This is a genomic window from Shewanella sp. SR43-8, from assembly GCF_014163775.1.
Classification (GTDB): domain Bacteria; phylum Pseudomonadota; class Gammaproteobacteria; order Enterobacterales; family Shewanellaceae; genus Shewanella; species Shewanella vesiculosa.
In genome coordinates this window covers 95,001-109,503 of sequence record NZ_JACJDX010000001.1, presented here as the reverse complement: position 1 = coordinate 109,503, position 14,503 = coordinate 95,001, and the positions used below count along the sequence as shown (strand labels likewise).

At 42.6% G+C, this 14,503-nt stretch carries 12 protein-coding genes; 9 read left to right on the top strand and 3 right to left on the bottom strand.

Features of this window, described 5'->3' with window-relative positions; genetic code table 11:
- The first annotated feature begins 262 nt into the window (after positions 1–262).
- Positions 263–2,161, top strand: a complete 1,899-nt coding sequence (locus H5114_RS00435; RefSeq protein ID WP_182698046.1) for an HD domain-containing phosphohydrolase — start codon at positions 263–265, stop codon at positions 2,159–2,161.
- Positions 2,162–2,328: 167 nt separating this feature from the next.
- Here H5114_RS00435 and dapD read toward each other — a convergent pair whose 3' ends face one another.
- The 3 genes from dapD to map are packed head-to-tail and all read right to left on the bottom strand — an operon-like array spanning position 2,329 to position 6,601.
- The gene (dapD, locus tag H5114_RS00430) at positions 2,329–3,153 is read right to left on the bottom strand and encodes a 2,3,4,5-tetrahydropyridine-2,6-dicarboxylate N-succinyltransferase (RefSeq protein ID WP_182721922.1); all 825 of its coding nucleotides are present in this window, start codon (positions 3,151–3,153) and stop codon (positions 2,329–2,331) included.
- Positions 3,154–3,206: 53 nt separating this feature from the next.
- On the bottom strand, positions 3,207–5,780 hold the full coding sequence (glnD, locus tag H5114_RS00425) for a bifunctional uridylyltransferase/uridylyl-removing protein GlnD (protein ID WP_124016984.1): 2,574 nt from the start codon (positions 5,778–5,780) through the stop codon (positions 3,207–3,209).
- A 23-nt stretch (positions 5,781–5,803) separates the two neighbouring features.
- A complete protein-coding gene (gene map, locus H5114_RS00420) occupies positions 5,804–6,601 on the bottom strand; it encodes a type I methionyl aminopeptidase (RefSeq protein ID WP_124016985.1) in 798 nt (265 codons plus the stop codon).
- A gap of 350 nt (positions 6,602–6,951) precedes the next feature.
- Between map and rpsB the strand changes: the two genes are divergently transcribed.
- The 8 genes from rpsB to rseP all read left to right on the top strand — a co-directional run bounded on the left by rpsB (position 6,952) and on the right by rseP (position 14,494).
- Positions 6,952–7,680, top strand: a complete 729-nt coding sequence (gene rpsB, locus H5114_RS00415) for a 30S ribosomal protein S2 (RefSeq protein WP_124016986.1) — start codon at positions 6,952–6,954, stop codon at positions 7,678–7,680.
- Between the two features lie 117 nt (positions 7,681–7,797).
- A complete protein-coding gene (gene tsf, locus H5114_RS00410; RefSeq protein WP_124016987.1) occupies positions 7,798–8,649 on the top strand; it encodes a translation elongation factor Ts in 852 nt (283 codons plus the stop codon).
- 68 nt (positions 8,650–8,717) lie between these two features.
- Positions 8,718–9,455 carry a UMP kinase gene (pyrH, locus tag H5114_RS00405; protein WP_124016988.1) on the top strand — a complete coding sequence of 246 codons (738 nt, stop codon included), beginning with the start codon at positions 8,718–8,720 and terminating at the stop codon, positions 9,453–9,455.
- Positions 9,456–9,589: 134 nt separating this feature from the next.
- Complete coding sequence (gene frr, locus H5114_RS00400; protein ID WP_220487623.1) at positions 9,590–10,132, top strand: ribosome recycling factor; 543 nt, start codon at positions 9,590–9,592, stop codon at positions 10,130–10,132.
- 81 nt (positions 10,133–10,213) lie between these two features.
- A complete protein-coding gene (gene uppS / locus H5114_RS00395) occupies positions 10,214–11,038 on the top strand; it encodes a polyprenyl diphosphate synthase (protein WP_124016990.1) in 825 nt (274 codons plus the stop codon).
- A 19-nt stretch (positions 11,039–11,057) separates the two neighbouring features.
- Positions 11,058–11,915, top strand: a complete 858-nt coding sequence (locus H5114_RS00390) for a phosphatidate cytidylyltransferase (RefSeq protein WP_182698048.1) — start codon at positions 11,058–11,060, stop codon at positions 11,913–11,915.
- Positions 11,916–11,920: 5 nt separating this feature from the next.
- Positions 11,921–13,111, top strand: a complete 1,191-nt coding sequence (ispC, locus tag H5114_RS00385) for a 1-deoxy-D-xylulose-5-phosphate reductoisomerase (RefSeq protein ID WP_182698049.1) — start codon at positions 11,921–11,923, stop codon at positions 13,109–13,111.
- A 12-nt stretch (positions 13,112–13,123) separates the two neighbouring features.
- A complete protein-coding gene (gene rseP / locus H5114_RS00380; protein ID WP_182721921.1) occupies positions 13,124–14,494 on the top strand; it encodes a sigma E protease regulator RseP in 1,371 nt (456 codons plus the stop codon).
- Positions 14,495–14,503: the final 9 nt, after the last annotated feature.

Here is a 14,503-nt window from a genome sequence, read left to right as displayed (position 1 = left end):
TGGATGTTGCAGTTATTCAGTTTAAGCGAGTAACACGCTTTGAACTAGTCAAAAATAATCGTTAGGATTGTTTGATATTATCAATGGTATGCTGTCGTAATTCCTGTCGCTATTGTATCTATTTGGTGTTGAAGGGCGATACGCTATTTAAACAATATGCGTCATAGCGTAAGGTCAATTTTAGGGAGACATATTGAAATCCTCGACCTCGCTAAGTTAAACCACTTCCTATGCCGATTGAAAATATTAAATAGGGCCCACCATGCTACACAAAGCTGACTTATTCTTAAAACCATCTGAATTGCCTAAAACAGCCAAACTGTGTTGGGGTATTTTTAATGACAGGCTTGAATTAATTAAGCTGAGTGAGCCATTGTATAAATTAGTCAATAAACCTATAGCGGCTATTTTAAAACAACCGCTTTCGCATGCCTTTTCCGCTCTTACATTAGACAACATCGATTTTAACAATCGCCATATCGATCATGTTATCAATTTTGTTGATGATAAAGGCAATGCACTTCAAGCTACCATGACTCCTATAGAAGAAAGTGATCAGCATTGGTGTATAACGGTGATTGTAATCGAGTTAGACAAAGCGTGGTTGTCACAGCTCCATCCTGATTATCATCAAGCGATACTTTCAAGTGATGATTGGCTTAATCAAATAGAAGAAGTCATTAATGCTCGTCCTGATTTGGTATTTACCACTGCGATAAACCAAGGCTTGTCGTTAACCCATTCTAAAGTGGGTTACTTACACAAATTTGATGAAAAAAAGAATCAAATCGTTAGCACTGCGTGGAATGAAGCGGTAGCTGATTATTTTACACTCTCCAAGGGCCAAGAGTACAAAGCCAATTCTGGTATTTGGGCCGAAACTATTCGTTCTGGCAAACCCGTTATTCATAATGATTTAACTGTGTTGTCTAAAAATAACACCCAAGAAGATGGCTTTTTTGCCTTTAAAAACCATTTATGCGTCCCTATTCATTATCGCAAAAAATTAGTCGGTATTATTGGGGTGGGTAATCGGGACACCACCTATACCCAAGTTGATGCAAAATCCTTGAGTATTTTTGCTACAATTTTATGGCACTGTATCGAATTACCTCGCACCATGAAGGCCGTCTCTCGGCAGTCGAGCATCATTAAAATCCAAAAAGAAAAGATGACCTCGATTTTAGTCCAACTTATAGGGGCTATTTCCGAGGCGCTAGAGCTTAAAGATGCTTACACCGCAGGGCATCAAAAGTCAGTGGCACAATTAAGTTATCTTATTGGTGAGAAAATGAGTTTACCTCCAGATCGTTTAGAAGGACTTAAACTGGGCTCATTGATCCATGATATTGGTAAATTGGCCATCCCTAGTCAGATCCTGTCTAAAACATCAAAACTGAGTGATGCTGAATTTGGCTTGGTTAAACAGCATCCCGAGCAAGGGGCGCTGATTGTTAGTGAAGTCGATTTCCCATGGCCGATCAAACAAATGATCCTCCAGCATCATGAACGTTTAGATGGCTCTGGTTACCCTAAAGGATTAAAAGCTGATGATATTATACTTGAGGCTAAGATCATTGCCGTAGCCGACGTTGCCGAATCAATACTTAGCCATCGACCTTATCGCCCCGCCCTTGGCATGGCAGTGCTAACCCAAGATTTACTAAAGGGCAGAGGTAAAATATACGATGAGGTTGTTGTTGATGCATGCTTGGATATTTTAGCGAGTAAAGACTTTAAAGACGCGGGAGTCGTGAGCGGTTTGCTATTAGCTCCGGTTGTATTTCTTGAGGAGTACCATACTCTTGAGCATGCAGAAGCGATGATGAAAAAGGCTAAAATGGATGTGGCTGTGGTACTGTCAGAACAACATCGTACGCCCATTGGTGTCATCGATAACAATACCTTGGCATTTTGGCACAGCCCTTTTTTAGATACCGCGGCAGAGCGCGCAGTGGATAGAAGCCTGCTTAATAAGCGTGTGCATCAGGTAATGATGCATAAGGTCGATATGATATCTGACAGTACGATTTTGAATGATGCCAAACTCATGATGGAAACAACCAATGCAAACTATTTGATTGTTCACAATGACAAGCATCAGGTTATCGGTATGCTCACCTGGAAAATATTAGCTAATGCATTATTGGTTAACGCCTAATACGCCGATGCATTAACTTATTACAGATTTAATTCATCTAGGTTATTGATGAGAGTCGATGCTTTCTGTCAATTTGACTGGTTAAGTGAATTTGTTCAGTAAATATTATCAACGCCATAAAAAAGGCTCCTAGGAGCCTTTTATCTATTTATCGCTGTTGAGCAAGATTAATCAACAATACGTAATAGTTCATTAATACCCACTTTACCACGGGTTTTAGCATCGACTTTTTTAACAATAATGGCTGCATATAAACTGTATGTGCCGCAAGCTGATGGTAAATTACCTGATACTACAACCGAACCTGCTGGCACTCGACCATAATGTACTTCACCGGTTTCACGGTCGAAAATCCGTGTGCTTTGGCCAATGTAAACGCCCATTGAAATCACACTGCCTTCTTCAACCACCACACCCTCAACGATTTCGCTGCGAGCACCAATAAAGCAGTTATCTTCAATAATGGTTGGTCCGGCTTGTAATGGCTCTAATACACCACCAATACCCACACCACCTGATAGATGAACGTTCTTACCTATCTGCGCACACGAACCTACCGTTGCCCATGTATCAACCATAGTGCCTTCATCAACATAGGCACCTAAGTTAACGTAAGATGGCATTAATACGGTATTTTTACCGATAAATGACCCTTTACGAACGGTGGCTGGTGGCACAACGCGAATACCTTCAGCTTGAAAACGAGCTTGATCATAATCGGCAAATTTTTGTGGGACTTTGTCGAAATACTTAGTGTCGCCACCTTCAATCACGCCATTATCAAAAATGCGGAAAGACAGTAGCACCGCTTTTTTAAGCCATTGATGCACATGCCATTCGCCATCAATTTTCTCTGCAACACGTACTTGGCCTTTATCGAGCATACTGATCACTGTCTCCACATCGGCGCGAACACTAGGTTCAACACTTGAAGGTGAGATGTCTTGACGTGTTTCGAATGCTGCTTCAATGCGTTGGCGTAAAGCCTCCATTGTTTTCTCCCGGTATTAAATGATTAGTAGCGTAAAAATTAAGGTTAAAAAAATTAGTTAGATGATTTTAGCGCCAGTGTAAGCGCATCAGATAATTGTTGCTGCTGTTGCTCATCTAGGGCTGTCGCATTTTGGTTTTGTAAAATAAAGAAGTCTTCTGCACGTTCACCGATAGTGGTAATTTTTGCCGCTAACAGTGTAACGTTACAACGATAAAAGGTATCACCGACTTTGGCCAGCAGACCTGGCGTATCTAAGGTAATTAATTCCATCATACTTGTACCATGACGGGCACTGGGTAAGAAACTCACATGAGTCGCAACATTAAAAGGTTTCATGATCCGGGCTAATTTTCTAAATTTTGGTAATTTAGGGTTTTCACTGGCTAGGGCTTTTTCGAGCGCCTTGCGGATACTTTGAATGCGAGATAATTGCACAATAGGTTCGCCATCTTGTTCTAAAATAACAAAGGTGTCGAGTGCATAATTATCTTTTGATGTCATGATGTTGGCGTCATGAACATTGATGTTTTTATTGTCTAAAACGGTCATTACAGTAGCAAAAAGTTTTGGTTTATCTTTACTGTAGACGAACAGTTCAGTGCCACCACGAGTAGTATGTTTTGACATTAACACTAATGGATCATCGTGATGATGTTTTAAAATCGCTTCTGCATGCCAAGCAACTTGGGTTGGTTGATGACGTAAAAAATACTCCGACTTAAACCGTGACCACAGCGTATCCATGTCTTTTTCTTTCAACCCGCGGCGGATCAGTTCTTTTTTCGCTTTGGCTTGGATCTCTTGTACTCGCGCTTTTACGTCGATAGGTTTTTCTTTACCCCGAGCTAATACCCGTTGGGTGGCAAAATACAAATCCCGCAGCAATGATCCTTTCCAATTATTCCATGTTTTTTCATTGGTGGCGCAAATGTCGGCAACGGTAAGGCAGTATAAATAACTTAAATGTGCGGCATCGCGTACTTTTTCAGCAAACAGTGCTATGACCTCTGGATCTGAAATATCTCTTCGTTGCGCAGTGATCGACATTACTAGATGATTTTCAACTAACCATGCCACCAAACGTCCGTCGTGATCATTCATGCCATGCAATTTGCAAAAATCGATTGCATCTTTGGAGCCCAGTTTACTGTGATCACCGCCGCGGCCTTTGGCGATATCATGAAAAATGGCCCCGAGCACCAATAAGCCTTTTTTCGGCAATTGATTAATTAAGATGGCGCCCAGTGGGAATTCATCTTTTTGTTCTGCTTGTGAGAAACGTTCAATATTGAGCAGTAATCTGTGGGTGTGCTCATCAACGGTATAGGCATGAAATAAATCAAACTGCATCTGGCCTTCAATTTTGCGCCAAGCAGGTAGGTAAGACGATAAAATGCCGTGTCGATGCATTAATGAAAATGCCGCTATGCCGCGAGGATGTTTTAAGATCTCCATAAACACTTTACGACAGGCAGGGTTTTCTTGTAACGGTGTCGTTAACGCTCTACGGGCATTGCGTAATAACCTGAGAGTGGGCGCGTAGATTTCTTGAATATTAGAGTTTTTAGCCACCAACAGAAATAAGCGTAATATCTCTTCGTTGTGGAGACTAAATAAATCATCATCCAATACTTCGATGTAACGCCCGCGACGTTGGTAAACATCGCTAATAGGCTGTATCTCAAGCGCTTTTGTATGGCCCAAAGTCGCGCGCTTAAACAATTGCAACAGCATTTGATTGAGCTCCATCACACGGCGCACCGTGCGATAGTAGCGTTTCATCATTTGCTCAACAGCTAATTGAGTGGCATCTTCGTAACCTAATAAACTGGCTATTTGGCGTTGCAAGTCGAATAGTAGGCGGTTTTCGTTGCGATTAGCTGTGATGTGCAGGGCAAAGCGAATTTCCCACAGAAAATTTTGGCACTCAATGAGTTCGGCTAACTCTGCCGGTGACAAAAAATCGTATTCGACCAGTTCTTCTAATGTCGCCGCGTCAAAGTGGCGCATCGCGACCCAGGCTATGGTCTGAATATCGCGTAATCCGCCAGGGCAAGTTTTGATGTTAGGTTCTAAATCAAAGGCACTGGCTTTGCTGTGGCGTGCCGATTGTTCGTCTTTTTTGGCGTTATAAAAGTCATATGAGGGCCAAAAGTCTTGTTGACGAATGGCGTCATATAATACGTCAAACAGAAATTCACTGCCGGTAAGCAATCTGGCTTCAATCAGATTCGTGGCAATGGTGATGTCTGACTTACCTTGTTCAATGGTTTGCGCTATGGTGCGAACACTGTGGCCTATTTCAAGCCCTGTATCCCAAAGGTAGGTAATAAATTGACTCAGCAGAGTTTCAGTTTCTGGCGATAATGGTTCATCGTCGACCAAAAACAGTAAGTCTACGTCTGAATGAGGGTGCAGCTCGCCGCGACCATAACCGCCAACAGCAACCAAGGCAATGTGGCCATTATTGAGGCCAAAATCTTGCCAAGTTTGTATGAGTAAAGCATCAACAAATTGACTACGGTGTTTAACAATATCAGCAATTGGGTGTTTTGCAGTGTACTGCTCAACTAAGCGCTGGTTTAGGTCAATTAATGTGTTTTTGGCGGCCAGCGCAGTATTCATTGATGTCCTTACTCTTTTAATTTTTAGTGATTAATAATACGAGGAAAGTCTTCTTCTTCACGCAAAGTTAACACTTCTACACCAGTTTGGGTCACTAAAAGCGTGTGTTCCCACTGTGCCGAATTTTTACTATCTGAGGTGGTGACGGTCCAATTATCACTTTTATTCAATACGGTGGTATGACGACCCGCATTGATCATCGGTTCAATCGTAAAGCACATCCCTGGTCTTAGCACGGTTTTATCATTATTTTTATAATGAACAACTTGAGGCTCTTCGTGGAATCCAGTGCCAATACCATGACCACAATAATCTTGCACGATGGAATACTTATCAAGCCCTGTTTTGCTTGTTTTGATGAATTTTTCGATAGTCGTGCCAATTTCGCCTAATTTTAACCCAGGACGCACTTTGCGAATGGCTAAATATAAGCTTTCTTGGGCAATGCGGCTTAAACGTTTGTCTTTTGCTGACACTTCACCAATCAGAAACATTTTAGAGGTATCACCATGATAACCGTCTTTAATAACCGTAATATCGAGGTTAATCATGTCGCCTTCTTTTAACACGTAGTCAGAAGGAATACCGTGGCAGACGACTTCGTTTACCGAGGTACAAATAGACTTTGGAAATCCGTGATAATTCAGTGGTGCAGAGATAGCACCTTGCTCTTCGGTATATTTAGCACAAATGTCATTTAATTCATTTGTGGTGACTCCAGCCTTAACATATGGAGCGACTATTTCTAAGACTTGCGCTGCTAATTTACCCGCTGCGCGCATTTTTTCTATTTCGTCTGCATTTTTGATCACTATACTCATGAAAACTCTCTATCTTTTGACGGTCAAAATAGGCATGTTTTATCCAAGGATTTTACGGCAAAAATTTGTATTTACTTGCCGTTTATGGTATAAAGCGCGCCGTTATGTGTAAGTTCGTTGTTGTACGGTTCGAGTAAATATAATGTCAATCGACGCTTTTTAAGCGAGATGTACATCATGTTCGGCAAATCGTAAAATATGGCGGCTATTATACATGGCAATTAACTTAAATACTAAATCACACACGTATCGACACATTTTTCGGGGTGCTTTCTCATTCTTAACGGAAGTTAGAAAGTCGAAAACATGGGATGCGTGGAGGTCTAACCCCTTACATTAAGGTATATACAATGACTACTGTTACAATGCGCGAAATGCTACAAGCTGGTGTTCACTTCGGTCACCAAACTCGTTACTGGAACCCAAAGATGAAGCCTTTCATCTTCGGTGCTCGTAATGGTGTACACATCATTAACCTTGAGCATACAGTACCAATGTTCAACGAAGCTCTAGCTTTCATTAGCAACATTGCTTCTAAGAAAGGTAAAGTATTATTCGTAGGTACTAAGCGCGCTGCTGGCGAAGCCATCAAAGCATCTGCACTTTCTTGTGATCAGTATTATGTTGATCACCGTTGGTTAGGCGGCATGTTAACCAACTGGAAAACTGTTCGTCAGTCAATCAAGCGTCTTAAAGAGCTAGAAAGCCAGTCTGTAGACGGTACTTTCGACAAGTTAACTAAGAAAGAAGCGTTAATGCGTTCACGCGAATTAGACAAATTAGAAAAGTCTTTAGGCGGAATTAAAAACATGGGCGGTTTACCTGACGTATTATTCGTTATCGGTGCTGACCATGAGCATATTGCTATTAAAGAAGCTAACAACCTAGGTATCCCAGTTGTTGCAGTTGTTGATACCAACTCTGCACCAGACGGTGTTAACTATATCGTTCCTGGTAACGATGACGCTATGCGTGCTATCCGTTTGTACACTTCTTCTGTTGCTGCAGCTGCTAACGCTGGCCGTGGTCAAGATTTAGCTGTTCAAGCAGAGCAAGACGGTTTCGTAGAAGCTGTTTAATAAGGCGTGATGCTTAGCATCCCCCTTATTTGCCAATAAGATAATTGGTGAACAGGGGCCTATTGGCCCCTGTTTTATAAATGCAATATTAGACGAATTAAATTAGAGGATTTAACAATGGCGATTACTGCTGCCCAAGTTAAAGAACTTCGTGACCGCACTGGCGCTGGCATGATGGACTGTAAGAATGCACTGACTGAAACTGACGGTGACATCGAACTAGCGATTGATAACATGCGTAAAAGCGGCGCTGCGAAGGCTGCTAAAAAAGCAGGTAACATCGCTGCTGACGGTACAATTCTAATCAAGAATGGCGAAGGTTTCGCTGCACTATTAGAAGTTAACTGCCAAACTGACTTCGTTGCAAAAGATTCAAACTTCTTAGCATTTGCTAATGCAGTGTTAGACGTTGCTGCTGCATCTAAAGTTACTATTGAAGAGTTAAAAACACAGTTTGAAGAAACTCGTGTTGCTCTAGTGACTAAAATCGGCGAAAACATCAACGTTCGTCGCGTTGAGTACATCGACGGTGCAAACCTAGCTTCTTACCGCCACGGTGAGCGCATTGGTGTTGTTGTAGCCGGTGAAGCTGATGAAGAAACATTGAAGCACATCGCAATGCATGTTGCTGCTTCTAAGCCAGATTTCGTCAACCCTGAAGATGTTCCTGCTGAACTTGTAGAAAGAGAGCAAGCACTTCAAATCGAAATCGCGATGAATGAAGGCAAGCCTGCTGATATCGCTGAGAAGATGGTTGTTGGTCGTATGAAGAAGTTCACTGGTGAGATCTCTCTTACTGGTCAAGCTTTCATCATGGAACCAAAGAAAACTGTTGGCGAAGTACTGAAATCTAAAGGCGCAACAGTAACTAACTTCGTACGTTTAGAAGTTGGTGAAGGTATCGAGAAGAAGGCAGAAGATTTTGCTGCTGAAGTAGCTGCGCAAATTGCTGCTACTAAAAAAGCGTAATCGCTTTTATCTAAATACCCTAAGACCGCAGCAACCGCTGCGGTTTTGTTATGATCAGGATGAAAATTATGAGCACCAATCCAAAACCAGCGTTTAGACGCATTCTGCTTAAATTAAGCGGTGAAGCATTAATGGGTGAAGAAGGCTTCGGCATTGACCCTAAAGTACTTGATCGTATGGCTCAAGAAGTGAAAGAGCTTGTTGAACTTGGTATCCAAGTTGGCGTGGTTATTGGTGGTGGTAATCTGTTTCGTGGTGAAGGCTTAGCAAAAGCTGGTATGAACCGCGTGGTGGGCGATCACATGGGTATGTTAGCAACCGTAATGAATGGCTTAGCCATGCGTGATGCCTTGCACCGTGCATATGTTAATGCTCGTCTTATGTCTGCTATCCCGCTTAAAGGTGTGTGTGATGATTACACCTGGACAGAAGCAATTAGTTTATTAAAGTCTGGCCGAGTAGTGATTTTTGCTGCGGGTACGGGTAATCCTTTTTGTACAACTGATTCTGCAGCCTGTTTACGTGGTATTGAGATTGAAGCTGAAGTGGTATTAAAAGGCACTAAAGTCGATGGTGTATACTCTGCTGACCCAATGAAAGATCCTGAAGCGGTTAAATATGACGCACTTAGTTATGCTGAAGTTCTTGAATCAGAATTTAAAGTAATGGATCTTGCTGCATTTACTATGGCTCGTGATCATAATATGCCTATTCTGGTATTCAATATGAATAAGCCAGGAGCACTTCGCCGCGTGATTATGGGTGAGAGAGAAGGTACGATTATTAGCAGTAAACAATCTGCTTAATCACAGACACAGAAAATATTTACATTATATCATTTAACTGTTTGAGCGGTTTTATTGCATGTGTCATTCTTAGGCTAATGCTCAAACACACGTGAATTTGTGACAAAAAGGAAACTATTGTGATTGATACTATTATGTTAGATGCGCAAGAGCGCATGGGTAAATGTGTAGATGCGACTAAAAATCAAATGGCGAAAGTTCGCACCGGTCGCGCACACCCAAGTTTATTAGATTCTATCCAAGTGTCTTGTTACGGCTCTATGTCACCGCTTAAGCAAGTGGCAAACGTAGGCGTAGAAGATTCTCGTACCTTAACGGTTAGTGTGTTCGATAGAACTATGGTTCAAGCGGTAGAGAAAGCTATTATGAGCTCTGACTTGGGCTTAAACCCAATGACAGCGGGTGCTACTTTGCGTATTCCATTACCTTCGTTAACTGAAGAACGTCGTAAAGACTTCATCAAAGTGGTTCGTAACGAAGCTGAAAACGGCCGAATTGCAATTCGCAACGTTCGTCGTGATGCTATTAGTGAAGTTAAGAAGCTTGAAAAAGCCAAAGAATGCACAGAAGATGATGTCCGTCGTAGTGAAGATGAGGTGCAAAAGCATACTGATGCATCAATCAAAAATATTGATCAGATCTTAGCAGCGAAAGAAAAAGAGTTGATGGAAGTATAATCTGTCAATTTAGACGCTAGAGTTAACACGCCGTGTAAGGGTATACTACACGGCGTTTGTTTTTATAAAGGATTGTCGTAGATGTCGTCTACAGTTGAGTTTGGATCAGACCCTAAAGCCGATTCGGAGCATATGACTTCGCAAGTTTTGCCGGGACAATTATCTGATGTAGTAAAACAATCTCTGCCCAAGCATGTTGCGATTATTATGGATGGTAATGGCCGCTGGGCGCAACTGCAGGGTAAAGCTCGGGTTTTTGGTCACAAAGCAGGTGTTAAAGCGGTGCGCCGTGCAGTTAGCACAGCAAGTCAACTGGGTATTGAATCATTAACCTTGTTTGCCTTCTCCAGTGAAAATTGGCGCCGACCAGATAAAGAAGTCAGTTTGTTGATGGAACTGTTTTTTACCGTGTTACATCGTGAATTAAAATTGCTCGACAAAAACCAAGTTAGGCTCAATATTATTGGTGATACGAGTCGCTTCTCGACTCGTTTGCAGAAACAAATTGCCGCAGCCCAAGAGAAAACCACAAACAATACTGGATTGATATTAAATGTGGCGGCGAACTATGGTGGCCGTTGGGATATCTTACAAGCTGCACAGAAATTAGCCGAAAAAGTGGAAAGTGGTGAAATCAGCAGCAGTCAGATGACCGAAGAGGCCTTAAATGAACATTTGTGCATGCAAAATCAGAGCGAAGTTGATTTAATGATCCGTACTGGCGGTGATTACCGCATTAGTAATTTTGTTTTATGGCAGGCCGCTTATGCCGAATTGGTGTTTACTGACACCTTATGGCCTGATTTTGATGAGCGAGCATTTCGCGATGCTATTGCCATTTTTGCCAGTCGGCAGCGCCGTTTTGGTTTGACCGGGAGTCAAATTGAAGAGATACGCGCAATATAAATATTAAGAGGATTAGTTTTTGCTAAAACAACGAATAATAACAGCATTGTGGTTAATCCCAATTGTACTCGGGGCAATATTTTTACTCCCAGCAAATATTTTTGCTTGGGTGTTAGTCCCAGTGTTTTTAATTGCAGCAAAAGAGTGGGGCAGTTTTATTGACCCAAGCTGTAACGTTACGCAGTGGTCTTTTACTGCAACACTGGGCTTGTTACTTATCGCGCTTAATTTGGCGGTACCAATTGATGTGTTGTGGTTTAAAGGGCAATTACACCCTATGTACCTCGCCATTATCACCATCGGGGTATTTTGGTGGATAGTGAGCAGTGCATTGGTGTTCAGTTTCCCCAAAAGCGCTAAAATATGGAAAGACAGCCCAATGCTGAAATCCATGTTTGGTCAGTTAACGCTTATTCCGTGCTTTGCTTCATTGATTGCCCTCAAATCGTTAAGCAGCAATGTGCATCCGTATTATGGCGGTGCTTTAGTGTTTATCGTCATGTTAGTAGTGTGGGCTACCGATACTGGAGCTTATTTCGCTGGCCGTAAGTTAGGTAAGCGTAAATTAATGCCAAGTGTCAGTCCTGCTAAAACCCTTGAGGGTTTAGTTGGTGGCTTGGTGACCACTATGGTTGTGGTCGCGGGTATTATGTATGTTGCCCCAGAGCAAGAACTGGGTTTACTTGTTGTAGTTACCTTAATTACAGCACTTGCATCTGCATTTGGTGACTTGTCTGAAAGTATGTTTAAACGTGCAGCCAATATCAAAGACTCTGGCACCATTTTACCCGGACACGGTGGGATTTTAGATCGCATCGACAGTCTAACGGCTGCATTACCTGTATTTACGTTTATCTACATAACTATGTGGATGTGATGCCAATGCAAAATATGGTGATTTTAGGGGCGACAGGCTCGATTGGTGCAAGCACCTTAAGTGTGGTGGCAAACAATCCTGCTGATTTTCATGTCTATGGATTAGTGGCTAATACCAGCGTGCATAACATGCTGGCCTTGTGTATCAGTCATCAACCTGAATATGCTCACATGGTCGATGAGCGCGCCGCTATGGAGCTTAAGTCGTTATTGCCGAGCAACAGTATTACTCAAGTGACAACCGGTGCTGAGGCGTTAAACGCTTTAGTGACCGACAGTCGAACCGATACCGTGATGGCGGCCATTGTTGGTGCGGCGGGTTTAGTGCCAACATTTGATGCTGTTAAAGCTGGCAAAAGGGTGTTGTTAGCCAACAAAGAAGCCTTAGTGATGTCGGGTGAGTTATTTATGCACACGGCAAAAACATCGGGCGCAATTGTGTTACCTGTCGACAGCGAACACAATGCGATTTTCCAGTGTTTACCCACACAAGTTCAAGCCCAATTAGGTTACTGTGATTTAGCCGCTTCAGGTATTGCTCATATTTTATTAACAGGTTCCGGTGGGCCATTTCTAAACACCGATTTAACCACGTTAAGTGCGATGACGCCGACTCAGGCGTGTAATCACCCCAACTGGTCTATGGGCCCTAAAATCTCTGTTGATTCCGCCACTATGATGAACAAAGGCTTAGAGTTTATTGAAGCTCGCTGGTTGTTTAATACTCAAGCTGAGCAACTGAAAGTGGTGATTCATCCTCAAAGTCTCATTCATTCTATGGTGCAATACCGAGATGGCTCTGTTATTGCGCAAATGGGCAACCCCGATATGCGTACGCCGATTGCTCATTGTATGAGCTATCCGCAAAGAATTGACGCTGGCGTTGAACCTTTGGATTTTTTCAAAGTCGGACAATTAAGCTTTTGTGAACCTGACTTTGACCGTTTTCCCTGTTTACGCTTAGCGATGCAGGCTTGCGAGCAAGGGCAAGAAGCCACTACTGTGCTGAACGCAGCGAATGAAGTCGCTGTTGATGCGTTTTTAAAAGGCCAGATGCGCTTCACTGATATTGCCAATGTAAATGCTCGCTGTTTAGAACTGGTACAACAGACGCGCTTAGCGAGTATTGACGATATATTACAGCTTGATGCTCAAACCCGTGCGACAGCAATGTCTGCCATTAAAGCACTTAATTAGTTCAGGGAAATAATGATAGATTTTTTGTGGAGCCTAGGCTCTTTTATTGTTGCATTAGGTATTTTGATTACCGCGCATGAGTACGGACACTTTTGGGTTGCCCGTCGCTGTGGTGTCAAAGTAGAGCGCTTCTCTATTGGCTTTGGTAAAGCAATTTGGCGAAAAGTCGGTAAAGACGGAACTGAATATGTGGTTGCGATGATACCACTGGGTGGCTATGTCAAAATGCTCGATGAGCGTGTTGAAGAGGTCCTCGCCGAGTTAGTTGATCAAGCGTTTAACCGTAAAACTGTATGGCAACGGATTGCGATTGTGTCAGCCGGCCCTATCGCTAACTTTATTTTTGCTTTTGCAGCCTTGTATCTCATGTACCTTATTGGCACTCCGTCGATTAAGCCTGTGATTGATACTACTAAATTAGACAGTCCTGCCAGTGTTATTCAATTGGTTGAGCCGCAACAGATTATCGCGGTGTCAGGACAAAAAGTGCGCACTTGGGAAGAGGTTAACTTGGCCCTAGTGGGGCATATTGGTGATGACAGTATTGAATTAACCTTGGCGTCACTACCTGAGTTATCTGGGATGGACATGCCAGTTCGCACGTTCAAGCTCGATACGCGTAACTGGGTATTTGATCCTGAAAAAGAATCACCGATTACAGCTCTTGGATTAGGCATTTTTCGCCCAGGTATTGATCCAACTATAGCTGCAGTGAGCAAAGACAGCGCAGCTGAGCAAGCAGGCATTATTGCTGGCGATAAACTGGTCAACATTAACGGTACACAATACAGCAATTGGAATGCGTTTGTTGATGTGATACAAAGCTCTGCTAACAAAAATATTAATATGACATTGCTGCGCCAAGGCGAACTTATCAATGTTGATGTTGTGCCAAAAGCACAACAAGATCCTGAAGGTAAGACTATCGGGATTGTCGGAATTAGCCCAACTCAAGCTCCATGGCCTGATAATATGCGCTTTGAACTTGAGTATGGCATAGTAGATTCTGTTGTCGCTGCAGCTGATAAAACATCGCAACTTGTTGTGGTCAGCTTCAAGATGATTGGAAAATTATTTACCGGCGATGTGTCGGTGAAAAATCTTAGTGGTCCTATTTCTATTGCACAGGGCGCAGGCGCCAGTGCGAGTTACGGTTTAGTGTACTTTCTAGGATTTATCGCGCTCATCAGCGTTAACTTAGGCATTATTAACTTAATGCCTTTGCCAGTGCTCGATGGTGGACACTTGCTGTATTACTTTATTGAAGTGATTACTGGTAAGCCTGTACCCGAAAAGGTTCAGGAAATAGGTTTCAGGTTTGGCGCAGCTTTGCTGCTAATGTTGATGGGCGTAGCCTTATTCAATGATTTTGCCCGACTCTGAGCAAGGACA